Raw genomic sequence first — 22,370 nt, forward strand, 5'->3', positions numbered from 1 at the left:
CGACGGAGAGGGCTGGTAGGTAGCTATGGAAGAGCCGCGTCGCCTCGGCGGCCGGTACGAACTGGGCCAGGTGCTCGGGCGTGGTGGCATGGCGGAGGTCTACCTCGCGCATGACACCCGCCTCGGCCGCACCGTGGCGGTGAAGACGCTGCGCGCGGATCTCGCGCGCGACCCTTCCTTCCAGGCCCGGTTCCGCCGGGAGGCCCAGTCGGCCGCCTCGCTCAACCATCCCGCGATCGTCGCGGTCTACGACACGGGCGAGGACTACATCGACAACGTGTCGATCCCGTACATCGTCATGGAGTACGTGGACGGCTCGACGCTCCGTGAGCTTCTGCACTCCGGTCGCAAGCTGCTGCCGGAGCGGACGCTGGAGATGACGATCGGCATCCTCCAGGCCCTGGAGTACTCGCACAGAGCCGGCATCGTCCACCGCGACATCAAGCCGGCCAACGTCATGCTGACGCGCAACGGCCAGGTCAAGGTCATGGACTTCGGCATCGCCCGCGCCATGGGCGACTCCGGCATGACGATGACCCAGACCTCGGCCGTCATCGGCACCGCCCAGTACCTCTCTCCGGAGCAGGCGAAGGGCGAGCAGGTCGACGCGAGGTCGGACCTCTACTCGACCGGCTGTCTGCTCTACGAGCTCCTGACGGTCCGTCCGCCGTTCGTGGGCGACTCCCCGGTCGCCGTCGCGTACCAGCACGTGCGGGAAGAGCCCCAGTCCCCGTCGGTCTTCGATCCCGAGATCACGCCCGAGATGGACGCGATCGTGCTGAAGGCCCTCGTCAAGGACCCCGACTACCGTTACCAGTCGGCCGACGAGATGCGCGCCGACATCGAGGCCTGCCTCGACGGCCAGCCGGTCGCGGCCACGGCCGCGATGGGCTCGGTGGGCTACGGCGGCTACCCCGACGACCAGCCGACGACGGCCCTGCGCGCGGACTCCGGCGCGGGCGCCACGTCCATGCTGCCCCCCATGAACGCGGACGACGGCGGCTACGGCTACGACGACCGCCCCGACCGGCGCCGCGGGCAGCAGCGCAAGTCCAACACCTCCACGATCCTGCTGGTGACGGCGGGCATCCTGGTGCTGGTGGGCGCGATCCTGATCGGGCGTTGGGCGTTCAGTGGGAACGGGGTCGGCAACGACGCGGTTCCCACTCCGAACTTCGTCGGCGAAACGGTGAACGACGCCAAGCGGCTGGCAAGAAACAGCGATCTCAAGGTGGCCACCACCAACAAGCCCTGCGAGAACCAGAGCAAGGGCAAGGTCTGCGACCAGGACCCGGACGCCGGGGTGGACGTCAAGAAGGGCGACACCATCAACCTCGTGGTGTCGACCGGGGCGCCGAAGGTGGCGGTGCCGAGTGTCGTCGGCGACATCATCGACGACGCCAGGGCGACGCTGGAGGGCGATAAGTACCAGTTCAAGGTCGAGACGAAGCCGAAGGAGTCCCCGGAGGACCCCGGCACCGTCCTCGAACAGAACCCGCGCCTGGGCGAGGAGGTGGAGAAGGGATCCACGATCACCCTCACCATCGCCAAGGCGGAGGAGAAGTCCACCGTCCCGGACGTCCTCGGCCAGAGCTGTGACCAGGCCAAGGCGCAGATGACGGCCAACAACCTGGTGGGCAACTGCACCGAGGTGGACACCCAGGACGACAACCAGGTCGGCAAGGTCATCGCGACCACGCCGCAGTCCGGCTCCTCCGTCGACAGGAACTCGTCGGTCAACATCCAGATCGGCAAGAAGGAACAGCAGAAGGCGCGCGTGCCTCAGGTCGTCGGCCAGACCGTCGGCCAGGCCAAGCAGACGCTCGCGCAAGCCGGCTTCACGAACATCCAGTTCGCGAACGGCAGCGACCAGAGCGACACCGCCCTCGTCGCCGGCCAGGACCCGCAGCCCAACCAGGAGGTTGACGACCCGGCGGGCACGACGGTCACCCTTCAGACCGTCGGCGTCGGAGGCAACAACAACGGCGGCAACGGCAACGGCGGCATCTTCGGAGGCCTCGACGGCCGCAACGAGGACTGACCGACCGCACCCGCCACGTAAGAGAGAGCCCTCGGCCCCGCACCAACGCGGGGCCGAGGGCTCTCGGTCTTGATCAACGCTGTTACGCCGTTCCGAGCACGATGACCCGAGCCCCAGCAGCACTTCGACCCGGAGCGCGGGATCCGCCTGGTGCTGGGCGCGCTGCTTCAGCGTTAGGGCGTTTCGGGTTCGCCTCGCAGACTTGTACGCCCATCGATCGTGTCTTCATATTTCATGACTCGTTCACCGGGTGGGGTGGGGAATCGGAACTCTGCCCCGGCCACACGAGCCGAAGGGCAAGACGTGATCAACGAAACCGCGCTGCTGGAATCGCCGACTCTGCGCAGCAGCGTGCTCGACCGCACGGACGTACTCGACAGAGTCAAGACACTGTCGCTGCTGCCGGACGGGATGCATGTGACGACCGCGATGGTGGCGACGTACTTCGAGGTCGGTCTCGAAGCCATCAAGTCACTTGTCAAGGACCACCGAACCGAGCTGGAGGCCAACGGCTACGGCCTGCTGACCGGCGAAGAACTGAGGTCCTTCAAGAACCTCAGTGGAATCCAGTCCCGCACCCGGTCCCTCGCTCTCTTCTCGCGACGGGCCGTCCTCAACATCGCCATGCTGCTCCGAGACAGCGAAGTCGCACGTCAGGTACGTGTGTATCTCCTCGACATGGAGTACCTGGCCCGCACACAGCCTGTGGAAAACCCTGTCCGGGCCGACGCCTCCTCCCTCGACGACCGCATCGACCAGCGCATCACCCACATCCTGGGCAAGACTGTCGTCCCCATGTTCAACGCCCTGATCGAAACGTCGGGCGAGCACCGACGAGAGCTCATCGCCCTCCGGGCAGGCGTCCAGCGCATCGAGAAGCGTCTGCATCAGCACAACGCGAGGCTGCAGCGACTGGAAGGCCCGTGAGAAGACCGTCCCCTCGCCGGAGTCATGGCCGCCATGGACGCCATGAACGGGCGCGTGTTCGAAGAACGCGTCGCCGAGCGGCATCACCGCCGTGCATCGTGGACTGCTGGAGGAGTGGAGCTCCGGGGCGGCACTGAGCGTCCTGGAGTAACCACCGGGACTGTGACACAAAGGCCCGAAGCCGCAAAAGAAGCTTGCGGCTTCGGGCCTCCGTCATGCTAGCGGCTGATCTCCCGATGGGAGGGCGGTCAGCGCAGTTCCTCCGGCGGCGTCCGGTCCGCGTCCACCTTGTCCACCCGCTCCAACTCGCCCCACACGACGTAGCGGTACGTGCTCGTGTACACCGGCGTGCAGGTCGTCAGGGTGATGTAGTGGCCCGGCTTCTTCTTCCCCGATTCCTTCGGGACCTTGGACAGGACCTTGACGTTGTACTTCGAGGTCTCGGGAAGGATGTCGTAGACCTTGTAGACGTACCACTTGTCCTTCGTCTCGAAGACGATCGGGTCGCCCTTCTCGATCTTGTCGATGTTGTGGAACGCGGCGCCGTGGCCGTCGCGATGGGCGGCGAGGGAGAAGTTGCCGTTCTTGCCCGACATCGGCAGGGCCGACTTGACGGGGTCGGTGTAGTAGCCGGCGACACCGTCGTTGAGGATCTTGTTCGACGTGCCCTTCTCGACCAGGACCTCGCCGTTCTTCATCGCGGGCACGTGCAGGAAGCCGATGCCGTTCTTGGTGTCCAGCACACCGGGGCCGCCCCGGCCGTGGGCCCAGTCGTCACGGACCTTGTCGGCCTGCTTGCCCGCCGCGCGGTCGGCGACGACGTTCGTCCACCACAGCGAGTAGACGACGAACAGGCCGAGGACCAAGCCCGCCGTGATGAGGAGTTCCCCGAAGACACCGACCGCTATCGCGATCGGGCCGGGCCGGCGGCGTGCCGCGGCCGGCCGGGACGCGGGTGCGCCGATGTGCTCTTCGTGGTCCGTGTCGGTGGTCGCTGCCACTGGTCATCTGCCCTTAACTGACGAGCGCATCCGGCTTGCCCTTGCTGCGCGGCCGTTCCTCGACCATCTTGCCCCAGACGATCATCCGGTACTTGCTGGTGAACTCCGGCGTGCACGTGGTCAGCGTGATGTAGCGGCCGGGCTCGGTGAAACCCGACCCCGGAGGGACGGGCTTCAGAACGCTCGTGTTGCTCGGCGGGGTCACCGGCAGGATCGACGCCATCTTGTAGACGAAGTACTCGTCCTGCGTCTCCACGACGATCGGATCACCCGGCGTGAGCCTGTTGATGTACCGGAACGGTTCTCCATGGGTGTTGCGGTGACCCGCGAGCCCGAAGTTGCCGCTCTTGTCGCCCGGCATCGCGGTCTTCAGCGCGCCGTCCGCGTAGTGCCCGACCATGCCCCGGTCCAGGACGCCCTTGTTGCTGGTGCCCTCGGCGATCGGCACGACCACGTCCAGCTTCGGGATGTGCAGGATGGCGAAACCCTGCCCCGGCTCGAAGGCCCCCGGCTTGCGCTTGCCGCTCGCCCAGTCGTCCTGGAGGCTGCTGGCCTCGCTGCCGGCCTGGGCGTGCGCCCGCACGTTCGTCCACCACAGCTGGTAGGTGACGAACAGCAGCATCAGCACGCCGGTCGTGATGAACACCTCACCGATCGCCCGGCTGGCGACGACCGCCGCGCCCGGCTTGCGCGCCCGCGCCTGCCGCCGCGCCTCGACCCGTGACAGCGGCGCCCGCCGCCCCTCCTGCGCCGCTTCATCCTGAGCCGGGCGGGTGTCCGCAGCGCCGCCATGGCGCCCGTGACGGCCTTTGGCGGCCTTTCTGCGGGCCGCCCGTCCACCGTGGGCCGGTCCGGCCGGCCGAGGGGCTGAAGAGCCCGGAGAACCCGCTATGGAGCCACCGGCCGCGGGCGGCGGATCCGGTATCCGCAGCGCCACCGTCTCCTCGTCGACGGGAGGCAGGTACGGCTCCTCAGGAAGAGGCTCGTACGACGCCGTGTACGGATCCGGCCCCGGCTCTGACATGTACGGCTGTGACTGCGGGTTCGGATGCGGTTCCGGCTGCGGGGCGCCGTACGCCCCCGAGCCCGACCAGTCCTCGAACGCACCCGGCGCCCCGTACGACTGCTGCCCGTACGAGGTGTCGGACTTGCGCTCGGGGCGCAACGCCGTCACGCCGTGGCCCTGCCCACCACCGGGGCGAGCCCGGCCGACCTCGCCACCGCGCCCTGGTCGCCACACTCCACCAGCCAGTTGGCCAGCATCCGGTGCCCGTGCTCGGTCAGCACCGACTCCGGGTGGAACTGCACACCCTCGACCGGAAGTTCGCGGTGCCTCAGCCCCATGACTATGCCGTCGTGCGTCCGGGCGGTGACCTCCAGCTCGGCCGGGACCGTGGCCGGCTCGGCGGCCAGCGAGTGGTAGCGCGTCGCCGTGAAGGGCGAGGGCAGACCCGCGAAGACGCCCCTGCCCGCGTGCTCCACAGGCGAGGTCTTGCCGTGCAGCAGCTCGGGCGCGCGGTCCACGACACCGCCGTACGCCACCTGCATCGACTGCATGCCCAGGCAGACGCCGAAGACCGGGACACCCGTGGCGGCGCAGTGCCGGACCATGTCGACGCAGACACCCGCCTGCTCCGGAGTGCCGGGGCCCGGGGAGAGCAGGACGCCGTCGAAGCCGTCCTGGGCGTGCGCCGTCGACACCTCGTCGTTGCGCAGGACCTCGCACTCGGCGCCCAGCTGGTACAGGTACTGGACCAGGTTGAAAACGAAGCTGTCGTAGTTGTCGACCACGAGAATGCGCGCGCTCACTGGTTGTCCACCGTCACATCGTTGAAGGGCAGCAGCGGTTCCGCCCACGGAAAGACGTACTGGAAGAGGACGTAGACCACGGCCACGACCAGGGCGAGTGAGATCAGCGCCTTCACCCACGTGTTCCCCGGCAGATGCCGCCAGACCCAGCCGTACATGCCGTCCCTTCCGTCGTACCACGGCACCAGACCCACGCCGTACAGCCACCAGACTAACGGCGCAACGCCTCAGGTTTCCCGGCCTCCACGGGCTGGGTGGAGTCCAGGTGCGCCCAGACGATCAGACGATGACTGTGACCCCATTCCGGTTCGCACGTGGTCAGCGTCAGATACCGGCCCGGACGCGTGTACCCGGAAGTACGTGGAACAGGGTCGATCACCTCGATGTCCGAGGGCACTGTTTTGTACGGGCCTTTGTCGATCCGATACGTGAACCATGTCGTGCCGTCGGTCAGCACCACCGCATCGCCGCGCCGCAGCCTGGGAAAGTCCTTGAAGGGGTCGCCGTAGGTGCGGCGATGGCCGGCGACCGCGAAGTTCCCCTTCTGCCCCAGCTGGGCGGTGTCCGCGTAGTGCCCGAGACCCTTCTTCAGGGTGCCGGTCGCGGTGCCTTCGAGCACCGGCTTGTTCCACGTGAAACCAAGACGCGGGATGTACATGATCGCGAAGGGCTTGCCCTTGGCGTAGGGCGCGGGCCTCAGCGGGCTCGCAGGGGAGCCGTCGGCCGCCGGACGGGGCTTCGACCACTCCTTCTGGAGCAGGTCGATCTGGTCGTCCATGACATGGCCGGCCTTCACACCGGTCCAGAACAGCACATAGACGACGAACAGCACGATCACGCTGCCGACGGTGATGCACAGTTCGCTGACGGTCCTGACGATCACGCGCACCGGCAGCTCCCCCGGCCTGGCACCTACTCCACGGGCTTCGCGTAGTGCAGATCCACTGTGCCCGAGTAGCCGGGAAGAGTCACCGGCCCGTTCTCCTCGACTTTCCAGCCGAGCCCGTAGACGTTGACGTAGACCATGTAGTTCTGGATCGCCGGGGACGCCGCGAGCGTCCTCTGCAGCTTGCCCGGGTCACCGACCGCCGTGATCTTGTACGGCGGTGAGTAGACGCGGCCCTGGAGGATCAGGGTGTTGCCCACGCAGCGCACCGCGCTCGTGGAGATCAGCCGCTGGTCCATGACCTTGATGCCCTTGGCACCGCCCTGCCACAGCGCGTTCACCACGGCCTGGAGGTCCTGCTGGTGGATCACCAGGAAGTCGGGCTGCGGCTCGGGATAGCCCGGGAGCTTGGCGGTGGCGTCCGGCGGGGCGTCATTGAGGGTGACCGTCAGCGACTCGCCCTTGACCTTCTGGGTGCCCGCGCGCTGCTCCAGGGCGGCGAGCTTGTCGTCCTCCGCCTTGGTGCTGCCGTCGTCGCGCTCGGCGAGCGCCTCTATGTCCTGGCGCAGGGTTCCGTTGGTCTCGTCCAGCTCACCGTTCTCACGGCTGCGCTCATGGATGAGGTCGGACAGCTTCAGCAGGGAGCTGTCCGTGCGGATATTGGTGCCCTTGGCGGTGTTGAAGCTGGTGAAGAAGATGAGACCCGCGAGAGCGAAGACGGCCGCCGTGAGGATTCGCACGGGCCGGAAGCGGCGCGCGCGCTCAGGGGTGGATCCCGTCCCGGGGGAGTCGGCAGAATTGCTCAACGTACCCTTATCTCCTTCGGCGCCACGGAAGCACTACGCTAACGGACGACCGGGGGAGCACTCAGAGTCCCCTTACGCTGCCCCGGGCCAGACCCAGTTCTGACCCAGTTCCCTGCGCGGCCACGCAGCGCATCGACAGGAGAGACCCTCGTGCCGAAGTCACGTATCCGCAAGAAGGCCGACTACACGCCGCCGCCGGCGAAGCAGGCAACCGCCATCAAGCTGACCAACCGTTCCTGGGTCGCGCCCGTCATGCTGGCCATGTTCCTCATCGGTCTGGCCTGGATCGTCGTCTTCTACGTCACCGACGGCTCGCTGCCCATCGACACGCTGGGCAACTGGAACATCGTGGTGGGCTTCGGCTTCATCGCCGCCGGATTCGGTGTCTCCACGCAGTGGAAGTAGCGGTCACCGGACGGTGAACGCAGCTCTGCCCAGGGCTGTTCGCTGAGTTATCCACAGCAGTTATCCACAGGTGGAAAAGAAAGACGATCTGTGGATAACTCGTTGAGTGTTGACGCCGGTATGACGGAAGTACCGGAGGTCGAAAACTTGTTCGCCCCCTGCCTGACCTGCGGAAACGCAGGTCAGTGACAGGGGGCACATGTGTTCCCGCACCGTATGCACAAGATTCGCCACCCGCTGTGGACAACATCACGCTCAGCTGAGCTGGGCCGTCCTCAGGAGGGTCAGCAGGACGACCACGCCCAGGACCAGTGCGCAGGTGCCGTACTGGACCAGCGCGCGGCGTGCGCGAGGGGCGTGGACCATGGCGTATCCGACGACGACACCGGCGACGAGGCCGCCGATGTGGGCCTGCCAGGAGATGTTGAATCCCGGGCTGAAGGTGAAGATCAGGTTGATCACCAGCAGTGCGATGATCGGCCGCATGTCGTAGTTGAGCCGGCGCATCAGCACGGCCGTGGCGCCGAAGAGGCCGAAGATCGCGCCGGAGGCGCCCAGCGTGGCCGTGTTCGGGGAGGCCAGCAGATAGGCAAGGGCGCTGCCCGCGAGGCCCGAGACGAGGTAGAGCGCGAGGTAGCGGGCGCGGCCGAGGGCTGCTTCGAGCGGGCCGCCGAGCCACCAGAGGCTGAGCATGTTGAACGCGATGTGCCAGATCTCCTGGTGCGTGAACATCGAGGTCACCATGCGGTACCACTCGCCTCCCGCCACGCCCTGGGTGGGCGTGAAGGGCGCCGGCGGCCACGCGCCGAGCAGGACGATGTCGGTGAGGATCGACTCGCGGACCTGGACGGCGATGAACACCGCCAGGTTGATGCCGATGAGGATCTTGGTCAGCAGCCGTGGATCGGAGGTGATCGCGCCGCCCGCGATGGTCCGGGGCATGGCGGCGGTGGGCGCGTGACCTGTGCCGGAGCCGGTGCGAACGCACTCGGGGCACTGGAATCCGACGGAGGCGTTGACCATGCACTCGGGGCAGATCGGGCGCTCGCAGCGGGTGCAGCGGATGCCGGTCTCGCGGTCCGGGTGGCGGTAGCACATGGGGACGCTGTGGGCGTCCTGCGGGCTGCCCGCAGCCTGGTCGTCCATGAGATCCCCTATGTCGTGGAAGCCGTGGGTCTGTGGTGGAGGCCGTGGGTCGTGAAAGCCGTGGTGGGAAAAGCCCCGCCCCGCCCATCCTTACGGACGAGCGGGGCGATTGGTTCCCCTGTGGGGGCCTTCGTGCTCAGCGCGTCTCGATGACGACCGACTCGATGATCACGTCGTTGAGCGGGCGGTCGGTGCGCGGGTTCGTCTGGATCGCGGCGATGGTGTCCACGACCTTCTGGCTCGCCGCGTCGGTGACCTCGCCGAAGATGGTGTGCTTGCGGTTCAGCCACGCCGTCGGGGAGACGGTGACGAAGAACTGCGAGCCGTTGGTGCCCGGGCCGGCGTTGGCCATCGCCAGCAGGTAGGGCTTGTCGAAGCGCAGGTCCGGGTGGAACTCGTCCTCGAACTGGTAGCCGGGACCGCCGGTGCCGTTGCCCAGTGGGTCACCGCCCTGGATCATGAAGCCACTGATCACCCGGTGGAAGACCGTACCGTCGTAGAGCCTGTCCGTGGACTTCTTCCCGGTCTCGGGGTGAGTCCACTCCCGCTCGCCCTGGGCGAGCTCGACGAAGTTCTTGACCGTCTTGGGGGCGTGGTTCGGCAGAAGCCGGACTTCGATGTCGCCGTGGTTGGTCTTCAGGGTGGCGTAGAGCTGCTCAGCCACGATCCTGCCTTCCGTTGTCTTTCCGTGACTCCCTGATCCTCGCATGGACGGCGCCCCACGTCGCCTGACCTCCGTTCGCCCGGGGGGAAACAGGGCCGATCGGTTGCGGAAAACCAGTCGAGTACTCCCGGGGCGGGGGCGAGCGGCGGCGATCCGTGGCATTGTCGACGACAAGCTCCTGTTGCCCCCGATTCATCCGATATTGCACGTGATCGGCTTCGACCTGAGATGGCCCTGGGCCGTTTCCCGTGACCCGGATGCCCGTCCGCGCATGCCTGGCGGCGCTCCCGGAGGCATGATCCGTAAAAGGGTGGAAAGTCGAAATACCGTACGCCACCGAGGAGGAGGAACCCGTGACCCGCATCGACAGCGTGCGCGCCGCGACCGGTTCGGCGAAGGACAGCGTGCTGCACGCCGCGGAAGTGGTGGCGCCCTACGCCGACACGGCCAAGGACAGGGCCACGCACTACGCACACGAGGCACGCGTACGGCTGGCGCCCAAGGTGACCCAGGCCGCCGGACAGGCACGCGTTCAGTACGGCGCCCATGTGCAGCCGTATCTGGAGCAGGCCCGTACGCACGTGCCGCCGAAGGTCGACCAGGCCGCCCACGAAGCCGCCGTCCGCACGCGCAAGGCCGCACAGCAGGCGGCGGACTACTCCCGGCCGAGGCTTGAGCAGGCGATGGCCGCGGCCGGTCCCGTCACGACCGAGGCCGCCGCCCGGAGTGTGGCCGCGATGGCCGCACTGCGCGGTCAGGTCTCGTCGAAGGAGATCCAGAAGCTGGTCCGTAAGCAGCAACGGCGGGCGAAGGCCGGCCGTGCCGTGAAGACGCTGGCGATTCTGGGCGCCCTCGCCGGTGGTGCCTTCGCCGCCTGGAAGTGGTGGGACAAGCAGGCCAACCCGGACTGGCTGGTGGAGCCGCCCGCCGCGACCGAGGTTCCCGAGTCGGGCCGGCTGTCCTCCGTGGACGGCAGCGGCCAGTCGGTCCTGGACCCGGAGGTCGAGGCCAAGCAGGCAGAGGAAGAGGCCGCTCGACGCGACGACCGTTCCTGACGGCCGCCGGGGCAACAGCACGGCGGGGCGGGAGACTCGAGGTCCGACCTTGCGAGTCTCCCGCCCCGCCGTGCTGTTTCACGTGAAACACGAGATGCCGGCCGGAGGCCGGAAACTCGAGCTCAGAGGCTCAAGCTCGGAAGTTCGAGCTCGGAAGTTCAACCTCGGGCTCAGTCCTCGCGTACCTTCCACACCACTTCCGCCGGCCACTTCTCCGCCCAGTTCCGGTCGTCCCGGAACATGTCGATCCACTGCGCGTAGGTGGAGTGGAAGACGACCACATCGCCTGCGGTTCCTGGCCGCAGGGATGTTCCTGTGGAGCTTCGCCATCGTCGTGAACCTGGTCTTGAGCGAGACGATCAAGCAGATGGTGACGCCTACGCACATGAAAAGACCCCTCTGCCTGCGTTTTCCGCAGGTCAGAGGGGTCGAATCAAGTGGAGCCTAGGGGAGTCGAACCCCTGACATCTGCCATGCAAAGACAGCGCTCTACCAACTGAGCTAAGGCCCCGGAAGGGGACATCCGCCCGGACGAAGCATGTCCCGGCGGGCGTCGGAGACCAGAGTACCGGGTCACCCCCGTGATTCCGCAAAAGGATTGGGGGTCCCCGTCGCCGACCACTCTCCGTAAGATGCTCGGCGTGGTTCGCTACCGCGAACCGCCGTACATGGGGAAGCGATGGGGAGACGCAATGGACGCCGCACAGCAGGAAGCCACCGCAAGAGCGCGGGAACTGCAGCGGAACTGGTACGGGGAGCCGTTGGGGGCGCTCTTCCGTAGGCTCATCGACGATCTTGGTCTCAACCAGGCTCGTCTCGCGGGGGTTCTGGGACTGTCCGCACCGATGCTGTCGCAGCTGATGAGCGGGCAGCGGGCGAAGATCGGCAACCCGGCCGTCGTGCAGCGCGTCCAACTGCTGCAGGACTTGGCGGGGCAGGTCGCGGACGGCAGCGTGAGCGCGGCCGAGGCCACTGAGCGCATGGAGGAGATCAAGAAGTCACAGGGGGGCTCGGTGCTGAGCAACACCACGCAGACCACGACCAGTTCGGGAGCGCCCACGGTCAAGCGCGTGGTCCGGGAGATCCAGTCGCTGCTGCGCTCGGTCGCGGCGGCGGGCGACATCATCGAGGCCGCGGAGACCCTCGCCCCGACCCACCCGGAACTGGCAGAGTTCCTCCGGGTGTACGGCGCCGGCCGCACCTCGGACGCGGTCGCGCACTACCAGTCCCACCAGAGCTGATCACACCGCCCGGCCGCCGAAGGGGGTTCGGCAGCCGGCCCAGGGTGATCTGACGGGGGACGCTGATCGGCGTGACGGGGGACAGCGCACGGCACGGGCGGGCACGAGGGGGCGTGCACGCACGGGGGACCGATCGGCACGAGCGGGTTCTCCCGCTCAACGGGGGAGTCGTATCACTCATCGGGGGAGCCGTCTCGCTCGTCGGGGAGTCGTAGCGCTCGTCGAGGGGGAAGCAAGGGGGGAAGCCGCAGGGGGAGGAGTGACGTACAGCCATGGGTGAGGTCTTCGCCGGCCGGTACGAACTGGTCGACCCGATCGGACGCGGAGGGGTCGGTGCCGTCTGGCGCGCCTGGGACCACCGCCGCCGTCGCTACGTGGCCGCCAAGGTCCTGCTCCAGAGCGACGCGCACTCGCTGCTGCGCTTCGTCCGCGAACAGGCCCTGCGGATCGACCACCCCCATGTGCTCGCCCCCTCCAGCTGGGCGGCCGACGACGACAAGGTCCTGTTCACCATGGATCTGGTCGCGGGTGGTTCCCTGGTCCACCTCGTCGGGGACTACGGCCCCCTTCCGCCGGCTTTCGTCTGCACTCTTCTCGACCAGTTGCTGTCGGGGCTGGCCGCGGTGCACGCGGAGGACGTCGTGCACCGTGACGTCAAACCCGCCAACGTGCTGCTGGAGGCCACCGGCACGGGCCGGCCGCGGCTGCGGCTGTCCGACTTCGGCATCGCGATGCGGCTGGGCGAGCCACGCCTGACGGAGACCAACCTCGTCGTGGGAACGCCCGGCTATCTCGCGCCCGAGCAGCTGATGGGCGCCGAACCAGACTTCCCGGCCGACCTGTTCGCCGTAGGACTGGTCGCGCTGTATCTGCTGGAGGGGGCCAAGCCCGACAGCAAGGCGCTCATCCAGTACTTCGCCGAGCACGGGACGCCCGGTGCGCCCAAGGGCATCCCTGAACCGCTGTGGCAGGTGGTGGCCACGCTGCTGCAGCCGGACCCGCAGGCGCGGTTCCGTACGGCCACGGGGGCGCGCAAGGCGCTCGCCGCCGCCGCGGAGCTCCTCCCGGAGCCCGGCCCGGACGACGAGCTGATCGAGATCTTCGACCAACTCGGCCCGCTCCCCCCGGGGTTCGCCCCCGAGGGCCCGCTGGAGCGAGCGCGAGGACTGGGCCGGAGGGAAGAACCGTCCGGCTCGGGCACGGACGAGGCACCGTCGGACGTCAACGGCCAGGCCTGGTCGCTCCCGGGCCCCGAGGCCGTACAGCCCGGCCCCCGCCAGGACGCCGACCCGCCGGCCACCGCGTCCCACCCTGCTCAGCCTCTGCCGGCCTCCATGTCGGACACCGGCAGCTTCCACCTGCCGCCCCCGCAGGCCACCGTCACCTCCTCCCCCGCGCCCGACGGCCGGCCCCACGACGCACAGGCCCACGCCCCGCACCAGCCGGAGACCCCCGTCTCCCCTTACGACCCCACGCACCGGCTGCACCCCTCCCAGCCGCTTCCACCGGCGTACTCCAGCCACGCGGGCTACCCCGGTCAGCCTCTGCCCCCCGCGGCGCACCACCGCACCGACGCCTCCACGGCCTCATACACCGCTCAGTCCCCACACCAGACCCCGCAGGCCTCACCGCCCGCCCGGGCGGCTTCACGGCATCGCGCGGAACGGCCGCGCCACCGCCCCGGCCCCCCGGCCAAGGTGGCGGTACCGCTCCTGCTTCTCGCCCTGGCCTGCTACGCCGTCGGCTTCTGGGCCCTGACCCGCATCTGAGCCCGCATCTGAGCCCGCGCGGGCATCAGTCCCGGCACTTGGCCCGGCCCAGCGCTACGCGGCGCTCCTCCGCCGAGCCACCACGGTCCACACCCCGAGCCCCACCAGCAGCGCGCTCCCGGTGCCGATGCCGCCCACGGCGACCGCCCTCATCGCGGTGTCGTCGCCCCCGGCCACACCCTCCGCCGCCGCCTCGCGCTCCTGGTCCGAGACCTCGAAGACGCCCGCGGGCTGGGACTCCCCCGCGTACTCGGGCCCGCTCTTCGCCGCTCCACTCACCCGGACGCGCAGCGTCATCTTGAACGGCCCGTCCCCGAAGCTGTCGGCCACGCTCTCCGCGAGATGCGCGACGAGGTAGTAGGAGCCGGCGAAGCGCATGGCGCTGACCTGGCCGATGGCGGCATTGCGGTTGGCGTGGTCGACCGGCGGCAGAGGAGGCAGGCTGCCGGACTTCTGGTCGCCGTCGTAGCCGACACTCACGTCGGCCACGTGACCACGAGCGGGGTTGTAGAGGGCCAGGTCCAGGGCGCCGGGCGTGTAGCCGGTGCCGCCGGAGTCCGTGCTGCCCAGCTCGGCGGTCACGTGGAGCTGCCGGCCCCAGTCGACCGGTACCTCGTAGAAGACCGTCTGGCCGGGCCGGATGTCGTCCCGCCAGACGCCCTGGTCGAGGGGGGTCGCCCCGGCGAACCCCGCACCGCCCCGGCGGCGCTCGGCCTCCCCCTGGAGCGGCTGGGGCGAGGCGGAGTCCCACACCTCGGGCGCGCCGGTCCCCCCGGTCTTCGCCGTCCGCGGCTCGGTCGTGGCGAGGAGTTCCAGGTCCCACGCGTCCGGCGAGGAGCCCTCGCCCTCCGGGTCGACCCGCTCGACGGAGACGTAATAGGTGCCGGCCTTCCGGCACAGGGGCTTGGCGGGCGAGATCTCGCGCACGCCCCAGGCCGCGATCGGGTGGGGACTACGGGCGGCGCCGAAGCTCGCGGTGTCGACGAAGCAGGAATTGCCCTCGGCGTCCTGCATGGACACCTTCAGCCCGTCGATGACGGAGACGGTGCTGTCGGGGGAGGGGGCGGCGGTGACGGACACGTACGCGTTCGAGGCGGCGTCGAGTTCGATGCTGTAGTTGACCTTGCCGCTGCTCGGGAGCGAGCTCTTGTAGGCGGTGCCGGGTTTCAGGATGACGGCGTCCGCGGTGCTCCTCGCTCCCTCGATGCTCCGGGCACCGTCGGCGAAGGCGTACGGGCTCGGCGTCACGGCCGCGCCGGAGGCCCCGGCGGCGGCCAGGGCGACCCGGCCCGGCACCACGGCAGCCGTCGCACCCAGCACCACCCCCACGACCCCGAGGCGCACGGCCACCGACCGACGACGGCCGCGCCCCGCGCCCGCACGCCCCCACGCCGTACGACACCGTCCCCTCACGCGCCACCCCTCACGTCACCGGACCTCACGTCACCGGACCTCGGAACCATGAATCCGCGAGCCGTGGCCCATCCTGCCCGTACGGCCGGCCCCAGGACACACAAAACCCCGACCGCGAAGCGGCCGGGGTGTGCTCGTTTGGGATGTCGTGACTCACGAACCCGTGGGCACGGAGTCAGTCGCCTCCGTCCACAGATCCTGCTCGGCGCGATCCGCCTGGATCTGGCGGTACACGAGGAGCCCGCCGATGGCGGCCAGTGCGACCAGGAGAAGCTTCTTCACCGCGCGACCTCGTCTTTCGTTGACGTAGGGGACCTCTGGCGCCCGACTATACACACCGACCGATACCGATCGGTGACCTGAGTCGGACCTCAACTCCCGTCCGGGCAACCGGGATAGAAGCGGAGTTCACCGCTCCGATCGGAGGGTGATCACACCCTGACGGACGGTTATTTTGGGCGCCTTTCTCCTCTCTTCTCACATTTTCACCCCTCTTGCGTCCATCCGTGTGGTGTTCATCGGAACATCGCCGCGCCACGGGCGTCGGTCCACCACTTCTCGCCCCCCATACACATCATGAGGAAAGTACGCAAATCGCCCGACCCGAAAGTGAGGGGCCATGGCCCGGAACAAGGTCATGAAGCTGTGGACCGCCATCGTCACCGCCTTCCTGGCGCTGTGCACGACGCTCGGACTCGTCACCAGGACCACCGCCCCGGCGGTACTCCAGACCGAGCCGGAGCGCAACAGCGGGCGCATCCCGCAACAGCGAACGGCATCGGTGACGTCTCCCGCGTCCCAGGCCAAGGCTTTGCCCCCCACGATGAAACAACGCATCCGGGCCGAGGCCCACGGCAAGACCCCCCGCTGCCGCCACCGCCCGCTCACGGACGCGACGGCATCACCCGCCGACCGCACCGACGAGGACACCGACGCGGACTCAGACCCCACGGCGGACTACTTCGCTCCCCTGCAGCGCTGAACCCCCAGGCCATCCGAACGGCGAACCTGCGTACAGGAAGCCCGGCAGCTCGACAGAGCCGCCGGGCTTCCTCATGTCCCGCCCGCTCCCAGGTGACGCAGAAAACCCCCAACCGCTACCGGTTGGGGGTTCATCATGCTGGTGGGGCTAACAGGATTTGAACCTGTGGCCTCATCCTTATCAGGGATGCGCTCTAACCAACTGAGCTATAGCCCCGCCGCGCTGTGCGGGGTGTGTCCCGCGCGCTGACTCCTGAAGATTAGCGCACGACATGGGCAGTCCCAAAATCGGTTGTCGGGACAACGTCAAACCATGTCAAAGGGGTCGTGTCACTCGTCTTCGGCGAGCGTCAGCTCCACACCGCCGACGAAGCCCGCGGACAGGTTGTAGATGAACGCGCCGAGGGTCGCGAGGGCCGTCGCCAGGACGACATCGATGACCGCGATGACCGATGTGAACATCAGGACGTTGGGCAGCGACAGGAAGGCCTGCAGGTCGAAGCCGTTGGACTCGTTCGAGCCGGTGGCCTCGGAGATCGTGCCGCCGACGGTCGAGAAGACGCCCATCGCGTCCATGACCATCCACAGCACGGCGGACGCGACGATCGTGCAGATGCCCAGCGCGATGGAGAGCAGGAAGCTGACCTTCATCACCGACCAGGGGTCGGCCTTCGACACCCGCAGCCGCGCCTTGCGGACGCGGGGCACGGTGCGTGCTCCCGGGCGGGAGCGCCGCACGGCACCGGCGGAAGCACCGGCGCCGGCCGCCGCCTGCTGCGCCGGATAGGCCTGCGGCGGGTGGTACGGCCCGGCCTGCTGCTGTGCCTGCCGTTCTCCCGGCAGCGGGGAGGCCGTGTGCGAGGTGCCCTGCTCCTGCGCGGCCCCCTTGGGCTGCGGCTGTGGCTGGGCTCCGGGTGCGGCCGGGCCCGCTCCAGCGCTGTGCTGCTGGGTCTGCGGACCTCGGGTGTCCGTCACAGTTCCCCCCTGGGATCCATGCGTGTCAGGCGAGGGCGAGTCGTCCTTGGCGGTCGGCTTGACCGCCTTCAGGTTGGTCGTGTGCGGATCCGCCGCACGCGCGGCGGAGCCACGGCCGCCGTCGTCCGTGTCCGTACCCGTCGGGGTACCGCTCGGTCCGGCGCCCGTGGCTCCGCTCACGCTGACTCACTCCTCGTGCTACTCAGACGAGGGCGCCTCACCCTCGTCCGTGCCGGTGGTCGCGGCGCCGTCGGCGGTCTCGTCGACGACGACATCGCCGTCGACCTCCTCCGCCTCGCGTCCCGCCTCGGCGTTGCGTGCGATGCCCACAACGGCATCGCGCTTGCCCAGATTGATCAGTTGGACGCCCATGGTGTCACGGCCGGTTTCCCTGATCTCGTTGACTCGCGTACGAATCACACCGCCGCCCAGCGTGATGGCGAGGATCTCGTCGGTCTCCTCGACCACCAGTGCGCCGACGAGAGATCCACGGTCCTCCACGATCTTGGCGGCCTTGATGCCGAGGCCGCCGCGACCCTGGACGCGGTACTCGTCGACGTTGGTCCGCTTCGCGTACCCGCCGTCTGTGGCAGTGAACACGAACGTACCGGGTCGAACAACATTCATCGAGAGCAGCTCGTCGGTCTCGCGGAAGCTCATGCCCTTGACACCCGAGGTGGCACGGCCCATCGGTCGCAGAGTTTCGTCCGATGCGGTGAACCTGATCGATTGGGCCTTCTTGCTGATCAGAAGCAGATCATCGTCCGCCGAGACAAGCTCGGCTCCGATCAGTTCGTCGTCCGAACCGTCCTGCTGCTCACGGAGGTTGATGGCGATGACACCGCCGGAACGGGGCGAATCGTAATCCTTCAGAGGCGTCTTCTTCACCAGCCCGGCCTTGGTGGCGAGAACGAGGTAGGGAACCGCCTCGTAGTCGCGGATCGCCAGGATCTCGGCGATCGCCTCGTCCGGCTGGAAGGCGAGCAGGTTCGCGACGTGCTGGCCGCGCGCGTCCCGGCCGGCGTCGGGCAGCTCGTAGCCCTTGACGCGGTAGACGCGGCCCTTGTTGGTGAAGAACAGCAGCCAGTGGTGCGTGGTGGACACGAAGAAGTGGTCGACGATGTCGTCTTCCTTGAGCTTCGTGCCGCGGACGCCCTTGCCGCCGCGCTTCTGGGCCCGGTAGTCGTCGGTCTTGGTGCGCTTGATGTAGCCGCCCCGGGTGACCGTGACGACGATGTCCTCCTCGGCGATCAGGTCCTCGATGGACATGTCGCCCTCGTACGGGATCAGCTTCGTCTGGCGGTCGTCGCCGTACTTCTCGACGATCGCGGCCAGCTCCTCGCTGACGATCCCGCGCTGGCGGACCGGGCTGGCGAGGATCGCGTTGTACTCCGTGATCTTCGCCTGGAGCTCGTCGTGCTCCTGGACGATCTTCTGGCGCTCCAGGGCGGCGAGCCGGCGCAGCTGCATCTCGAGGATGGCGTTGGCCTGGATCTCGTCGATCTCCAGGAGGTCCATCAGGCCGTGGCGCGCGATCTCGACGGTGTCACTGCGCCGGATCAGCGCGATGACCTCGTCGATGGCGTCCAGGGCCTTCAGCAGACCGCGCAGGATGTGCGCCCGCTCCTCGGCCTTGCGCAGCCTGAAGCGCGTACGGCGGACGATGACCTCGATCTGGTGCGTCACCCAGTGGCGGATGAACGCGTCGAGCGAGAGCGTACGCGGCACGCCGTCCACCAGCGCCAGCATGTTGGCGCCGAAGTTCGTCTGCAGGTCGGTGTGCTTGTAGAGGTTGTTCAGGACGACCTTGGCGACCGCGTCCCGCTTCAGCACGATGACCAGGCGCTGGCCCGTGCGCGACGACGTCTCGTCGCGGACGTCGGCGATGCCGCCGATCTTGCCGTCCTTCACCAGGTCGGCGATCTTCTGCGCGAGGTTGTCCGGGTTGACCTGGTACGGCAGTTCCGTCACCACCAGGCACTGGCGGTTCTGGATCTCCTCGACCTCGATGACCGCGCGCATGGTGATGGAGCCGCGGCCGGTGCGGTACGCCTCCTCGATGCCCTTGCGGCCGACGACGAGCGCGCCGGTCGGGAAGTCGGGGCCCTTGATGCGCTCGAGCAGCGCGTCCAGGAGCTCCTCGTGCGAGGCCTCGGGGTTCTCCAGGTACCACTGGGCGCCGGCCGCGACCTCGCGGAGGTTGTGCGGCGGGATGTTGGTCGCCATGCCGACCGCGATACCGGCCGAGCCGTTGATCAGCAGGTTCGGGAAGCGGGCCGGCAGGACGGTCGGCTCCTGGGAGCGGCCGTCGTAGTTGTCCGTGAAGTCGACGGTCTCCTCGTCGATGTCACGGACCATCTCCATCGACAGCGGCGCCATCTTGCACTCGGTGTACCGCATGGCCGCCGCCGGGTCGTTGCCCGGAGAGCCGAAGTTGCCGTTGGAGTCGACGAGCGGCATGCGCATCGACCAGGACTGGGCGAGGCGCACGAGCGCGTCGTAGATCGAGGAGTCGCCGTGCGGGTGGTAGTTGCCCATGACGTCGCCGACGACGCGGGCGCACTTGTAGAAGCCGCGCTCCGGGCGGTAGCCGCCGTCGTACATGGCGTACAGCACACGGCGGTGGACGGGCTTGAGGCCGTCCCGGACGTCCGGCAGCGCACGCGAGACGATGACGGACATCGCGTAGTCGAGGTACGAGCGCTGCATCTCCGTCTCGAGCCCGACGGGCTCGACGCGCATGGCCAGGGCGTCACCCTCGGGCGTCGTCACGGGAGTGTTCTCGTCGGTCATTGCTGGTGAAGGTCCTTCCTGGTGCGGTCAGCTGAGACCGACTCAGATGTCGAGGAAGCGGACGTCCTTGGCGTTGCGCTGGATGAACGCGCGGCGGGCCTCGACGTCCTCGCCCATGAGGACCGAGAACAGGTCGTCGGCCTGGGCGGCGTCGTCGAGGGTGACCTGGCCGAGGACGCGGTGCTCCTGGTCCATGGTCGTGATGCGCAGTTCCTCGGCGTTCATCTCGCCGAGACCCTTGAAGCGCTGGACGGAGTCGTCCTTGATGCGCTTGCCGGCGTTGCGGCCCATCTCGATCAGGGCGTCGCGCTCGCGGTCGGAGTACGCGTACTCGAAGTCGTCCTTGCCCCACTTGATCTTGTAGAGCGGCGGACGGGAGAGGTACACGTGCCCGGCCTCGACCAGCGGCCGCATGAAGCGGAACAGGAAGGTCAGCAGCAGGGTGTTGATGTGCTGGCCGTCGACGTCGGCGTCCGCCATCAGGATGATCTTGTGATAGCGCAGCTTCTCGATGTCGAAGTCCTCGTGGACCCCGGTCCCGAAGGCGGAGATCAGCGCCTGGATCTCCTGGTTCTGGAGAATCTTGTCGATCCGCGCCTTCTCGACGTTGAGGATCTTGCCGCGGATCGGGAGGATCGCCTGGTACTCGGGGTTTCGGCCGGACTTGGCCGAGCCGCCGGCGGAGTCACCCTCGACGATGAAGATTTCGCACTTGGTGGGGTCGTTCGACTGGCAGTCACTCAGCTTGCCCGGGAGGGAGGCCGTCTCCAGCAGGCCCTTGCGGCGCGTCAGGTCACGCGCCTTGCGGGCCGCCACGCGCGCGGTGGCCGCCTGGATGCCCTTGCGGATGATGTCCGACGCCTCGTTGGGGTTGCGGTCCAGCCAGTCGTTCAGGTGCTCGTAGACGACTCGCTGAACGAAGGTCTTGACCTCGGTGTTGCCCAGCTTGGTCTTCGTCTGGCCTTCGAACTGGGGCTCGCTCAGCTTGACCGAGATGATCGCGGTCAGCCCCTCGCGGATGTCGTCACCAGTGAGGTTGTCGTCCTTCTCGCGCAGCAGCCGCTTGTCGCGCGCGTACTTGTTGATCAGCGAGGTCAGCGCGGCACGGAAGCCCTCTTCGTGCGTACCGCCCTCGTGGGTGTGGATGATGTTGGCGAAGGAGTAGACGCCCTCGGTGTAGCCACCGTTCCACTGCATGGCGATCTCGAGGGACAGGTGCTTGTCCTTGTCCTCGGCCTCCAGGTCGATCACGGTGGGGTGCACCGCTTCGCCCTTGCGGGAGTTGAGGTACTTCACGAAGTCGACGATGCCGCCCTCGTAGTGGTACGAGACGACCTTGACCTCGTGCTTCTCGTCCTCACCGGCCTCGTCCGCGCCGGCCGTGGCCTTCGCCGACTCGCGCTCGTCGGTGAGGTTGATGCGCAGGCCCTTGTTGAGGAACGCCATCTCCTGGAAACGCCGCGACAGCGTCTCGAAGGAGTAGTCGGTGGTCTCGAAGATGTCCGGGTCGGCCCAGAAGGTGACCGAGGTGCCGTGCTCGTCCGTGGCCTCGTGCTGGGCAAGCGGGGCCGTCGGGACGCCCAACTTGTAGTCCTGCGTCCAGCGGTGGCCGTCGGTCTTGATCTCGACGGACACCTTGGTCGACAGGGCGTTCACGACGGAGACACCCACGCCGTGCAGACCGCCGGAGACCGCGTAGCCGCCGCCACCGAACTTTCCGCCCGCGTGCAGGACCGTCAGCACGACCTCGACGGCGGGCTTGCCCTCGGAGGGGATGATGCCGACCGGGATGCCTCGTCCGTTGTCGACGACCCGCACGCCGCCGTCAGCGAGGATCGTGACGTCGATGGTGTCCGCGTGCCCGGCCAGGGCCTCGTCGACGGAGTTGTCGACGACCTCCTGCACCAGGTGGTGCAGGCCACGCTCACCGGTCGAGCCGATGTACATGCCGGGCCGCTTGCGGACCGCGTCCAGACCCTCGAGGACGGTGATGGCACTGGCGTCGTACGAGGCGGTGACCTCGCCGTTGGAGGTGATCGCCTCGCTGGTCACGCCTTCGTCGGTGGACGGGATGTTCTCGTTGGGGTTGCCGGAATCGGCCACGAAGCGCCCTTTCTGGCACAGCACGAGCCAGGCTCGTCGGCGGGTTGCCGGAGCGGCTGCGGCATGTTGCGTTGGTAAGCCTTGATCAGCGTTGCTCAGCTTTTCCCGGACGGTCCCCAGTGAGTGGGGCGGGATTGGCTCCAGTCTACCGGTAGCACTGACACTGATGGGGGTTTGCCGGTACCTGAGTCCGCATGTGCCGCCCTCGACGGGTCTTCCCCGACTCCCGATATGCGGATGGGGGCTCCAAGAGGCTCACGGAGGCACTCAGCGCTTCCGGCCGTCAACCCTTGGCTACTTCGGAGTCAGGTCGCTCTTCGCAACCGTGTGCGGTGGCAGAAATGGGTGCCCGGAA

Annotated in this window: 20 protein-coding genes and 2 tRNA genes; 7 read left to right on the forward strand and 15 right to left on the reverse strand. The window is 68.1% G+C overall.

The features are described from left to right. Positions 1–25: 25 nt before the first annotated feature. Together pknB and OG542_RS20205 are read left to right on the forward strand one after the other, a co-directional pair. A complete protein-coding gene (gene pknB / locus OG542_RS20200) occupies positions 26–2,041 on the forward strand; it encodes a Stk1 family PASTA domain-containing Ser/Thr kinase (protein WP_328412759.1) in 2,016 nt (671 codons plus the stop codon). A gap of 303 nt (positions 2,042–2,344) precedes the next feature. Then, positions 2,345–2,968 carry a restriction endonuclease gene (locus OG542_RS20205; protein ID WP_328412761.1) on the forward strand — a complete coding sequence of 208 codons (624 nt, stop codon included), beginning with the start codon at positions 2,345–2,347 and terminating at the stop codon, positions 2,966–2,968. Between the two features lie 248 nt (positions 2,969–3,216). On the opposite strand, the gene OG542_RS20210 is transcribed toward OG542_RS20205, so the two are convergent. Genes OG542_RS20210 through OG542_RS20235 form a run of 6 tightly spaced genes read right to left on the reverse strand, consistent with a single transcriptional unit; the run spans position 3,217 to position 7,470 of the window. After that, positions 3,217–3,969 carry a class E sortase gene (locus OG542_RS20210; protein WP_328412763.1) on the reverse strand — a complete coding sequence of 251 codons (753 nt, stop codon included), beginning with the start codon at positions 3,967–3,969 and terminating at the stop codon, positions 3,217–3,219. A gap of 13 nt (positions 3,970–3,982) precedes the next feature. Further along, complete coding sequence (locus OG542_RS20215) at positions 3,983–5,143, reverse strand: class E sortase (RefSeq protein ID WP_328412765.1); 1,161 nt, start codon at positions 5,141–5,143, stop codon at positions 3,983–3,985. Next, a complete protein-coding gene (locus OG542_RS20220) occupies positions 5,140–5,778 on the reverse strand; it encodes an aminodeoxychorismate/anthranilate synthase component II (RefSeq protein ID WP_184593957.1) in 639 nt (212 codons plus the stop codon). The genes OG542_RS20215 and OG542_RS20220 overlap by 4 nt, the downstream gene beginning before the upstream one ends. Next, a complete protein-coding gene (locus OG542_RS20225) occupies positions 5,775–5,972 on the reverse strand; it encodes a hypothetical protein (protein ID WP_193479593.1) in 198 nt (65 codons plus the stop codon). Before OG542_RS20225 ends, OG542_RS20220 begins: the two co-directional genes overlap by 4 nt. A gap of 17 nt (positions 5,973–5,989) precedes the next feature. After that, positions 5,990–6,667, reverse strand: coding sequence for a class E sortase (locus tag OG542_RS20230; protein ID WP_328412768.1), 678 nt, complete (start codon positions 6,665–6,667; stop codon positions 5,990–5,992). 23 nt (positions 6,668–6,690) lie between these two features. Beyond that, a complete protein-coding gene (locus OG542_RS20235) occupies positions 6,691–7,470 on the reverse strand; it encodes a DUF881 domain-containing protein (RefSeq protein WP_193479171.1) in 780 nt (259 codons plus the stop codon). Positions 7,471–7,620: 150 nt separating this feature from the next. On the opposite strand from OG542_RS20235, the gene crgA reads away from it, so the two are divergent. Further along, positions 7,621–7,875 (forward strand): cell division protein CrgA, encoded by a 255-nt coding sequence (gene crgA / locus OG542_RS20240; RefSeq protein ID WP_189727162.1) that lies wholly within the window; start codon positions 7,621–7,623, stop codon positions 7,873–7,875. Positions 7,876–8,130: 255 nt separating this feature from the next. On the opposite strand, the gene OG542_RS20245 is transcribed toward crgA, so the two are convergent. Continuing rightward, positions 8,131–9,021, reverse strand: coding sequence for a rhomboid family intramembrane serine protease (locus tag OG542_RS20245; protein ID WP_193479170.1), 891 nt, complete (start codon positions 9,019–9,021; stop codon positions 8,131–8,133). Positions 9,022–9,157: 136 nt separating this feature from the next. Next, positions 9,158–9,685 carry a peptidylprolyl isomerase gene (locus tag OG542_RS20250; RefSeq protein WP_184593948.1) on the reverse strand — a complete coding sequence of 176 codons (528 nt, stop codon included), beginning with the start codon at positions 9,683–9,685 and terminating at the stop codon, positions 9,158–9,160. 353 nt (positions 9,686–10,038) lie between these two features. Between OG542_RS20250 and OG542_RS20255 the strand changes: the two genes are divergently transcribed. Next, complete coding sequence (locus OG542_RS20255) at positions 10,039–10,740, forward strand: DUF5324 family protein (protein WP_311126647.1); 702 nt, start codon at positions 10,039–10,041, stop codon at positions 10,738–10,740. 438 nt (positions 10,741–11,178) lie between these two features. On the opposite strand, the gene OG542_RS20260 is transcribed toward OG542_RS20255, so the two are convergent. Further along, positions 11,179–11,251, reverse strand: a tRNA-Ala gene (locus tag OG542_RS20260). A gap of 181 nt (positions 11,252–11,432) precedes the next feature. Here OG542_RS20260 and OG542_RS20265 point away from each other — a divergent pair. Continuing rightward, entirely contained in the window at positions 11,433–11,981 is a 549-nt protein-coding gene (locus tag OG542_RS20265; RefSeq protein WP_189727172.1) for a helix-turn-helix domain-containing protein, read from the forward strand. A gap of 272 nt (positions 11,982–12,253) precedes the next feature. Beyond that, positions 12,254–13,750 (forward strand): serine/threonine-protein kinase, encoded by a 1,497-nt coding sequence (locus OG542_RS20270; protein ID WP_328412774.1) that lies wholly within the window; start codon positions 12,254–12,256, stop codon positions 13,748–13,750. Between the two features lie 54 nt (positions 13,751–13,804). On the opposite strand, the gene OG542_RS20275 is transcribed toward OG542_RS20270, so the two are convergent. Both OG542_RS20275 and OG542_RS20280 read right to left on the reverse strand, forming a co-directional pair. Beyond that, the gene (locus OG542_RS20275) at positions 13,805–15,100 is read right to left on the reverse strand and encodes a hypothetical protein (RefSeq protein WP_328412776.1); all 1,296 of its coding nucleotides are present in this window, start codon (positions 15,098–15,100) and stop codon (positions 13,805–13,807) included. A gap of 216 nt (positions 15,101–15,316) precedes the next feature. After that, entirely contained in the window at positions 15,317–15,445 is a 129-nt protein-coding gene (locus OG542_RS20280; protein ID WP_003999697.1) for a DLW-39 family protein, read from the reverse strand. A 337-nt stretch (positions 15,446–15,782) separates the two neighbouring features. On the opposite strand from OG542_RS20280, the gene OG542_RS20285 reads away from it, so the two are divergent. After that, a complete protein-coding gene (locus OG542_RS20285; protein ID WP_328412778.1) occupies positions 15,783–16,145 on the forward strand; it encodes a DUF6344 domain-containing protein in 363 nt (120 codons plus the stop codon). Between the two features lie 139 nt (positions 16,146–16,284). On the opposite strand, the gene OG542_RS20290 is transcribed toward OG542_RS20285, so the two are convergent. The 4 genes from OG542_RS20290 to gyrB form a co-directional block, all read right to left on the reverse strand. Beyond that, positions 16,285–16,361 (reverse strand) — tRNA-Ile (locus OG542_RS20290). Between the two features lie 113 nt (positions 16,362–16,474). Then, complete coding sequence (locus OG542_RS20295; protein ID WP_328412780.1) at positions 16,475–17,299, reverse strand: DUF3566 domain-containing protein; 825 nt, start codon at positions 17,297–17,299, stop codon at positions 16,475–16,477. Positions 17,300–17,317: 18 nt separating this feature from the next. Continuing rightward, the gene (gyrA, locus tag OG542_RS20300) at positions 17,318–19,912 is read right to left on the reverse strand and encodes a DNA gyrase subunit A (RefSeq protein WP_328412782.1); all 2,595 of its coding nucleotides are present in this window, start codon (positions 19,910–19,912) and stop codon (positions 17,318–17,320) included. 42 nt (positions 19,913–19,954) lie between these two features. Continuing rightward, positions 19,955–22,015: a DNA topoisomerase (ATP-hydrolyzing) subunit B gene (gene gyrB, locus OG542_RS20305; RefSeq protein WP_311126641.1), complete on the reverse strand. Its 2,061-nt coding sequence runs from the start codon at positions 22,013–22,015 to the stop codon at positions 19,955–19,957. Between the last annotated feature and the right edge of the window lie 355 nt (positions 22,016–22,370).

This window comes from Streptomyces violaceus (genome assembly GCF_036014075.1).
In the GTDB taxonomy this organism is placed as follows: domain Bacteria; phylum Actinomycetota; class Actinomycetes; order Streptomycetales; family Streptomycetaceae; genus Streptomyces; species Streptomyces violaceus.

Bases quoted from the DNA above. Each gene is read 5' to 3' on its own strand.
- pknB (WP_328412759.1), top strand. From the start codon at position 26: ATGGAAGAGCCGCGTCGCCTCGGCGGCCGGTACGAACTGGGCCAGGTG.
- OG542_RS20245 (WP_193479170.1), bottom strand. From the start codon at position 9,021: ATGGACGACCAGGCTGCGGGCAGCCCGCAGGACGCCCACAGCGTCCCC.
- OG542_RS20265 (WP_189727172.1), top strand. From the start codon at position 11,433: ATGGACGCCGCACAGCAGGAAGCCACCGCAAGAGCGCGGGAACTGCAG.
- OG542_RS20270 (WP_328412774.1), top strand. From the start codon at position 12,254: ATGGGTGAGGTCTTCGCCGGCCGGTACGAACTGGTCGACCCGATCGGA.
- OG542_RS20285 (WP_328412778.1), top strand. From the start codon at position 15,783: ATGGCCCGGAACAAGGTCATGAAGCTGTGGACCGCCATCGTCACCGCC.
- gyrA (WP_328412782.1), bottom strand. From the start codon at position 19,912: ATGACCGACGAGAACACTCCCGTGACGACGCCCGAGGGTGACGCCCTG.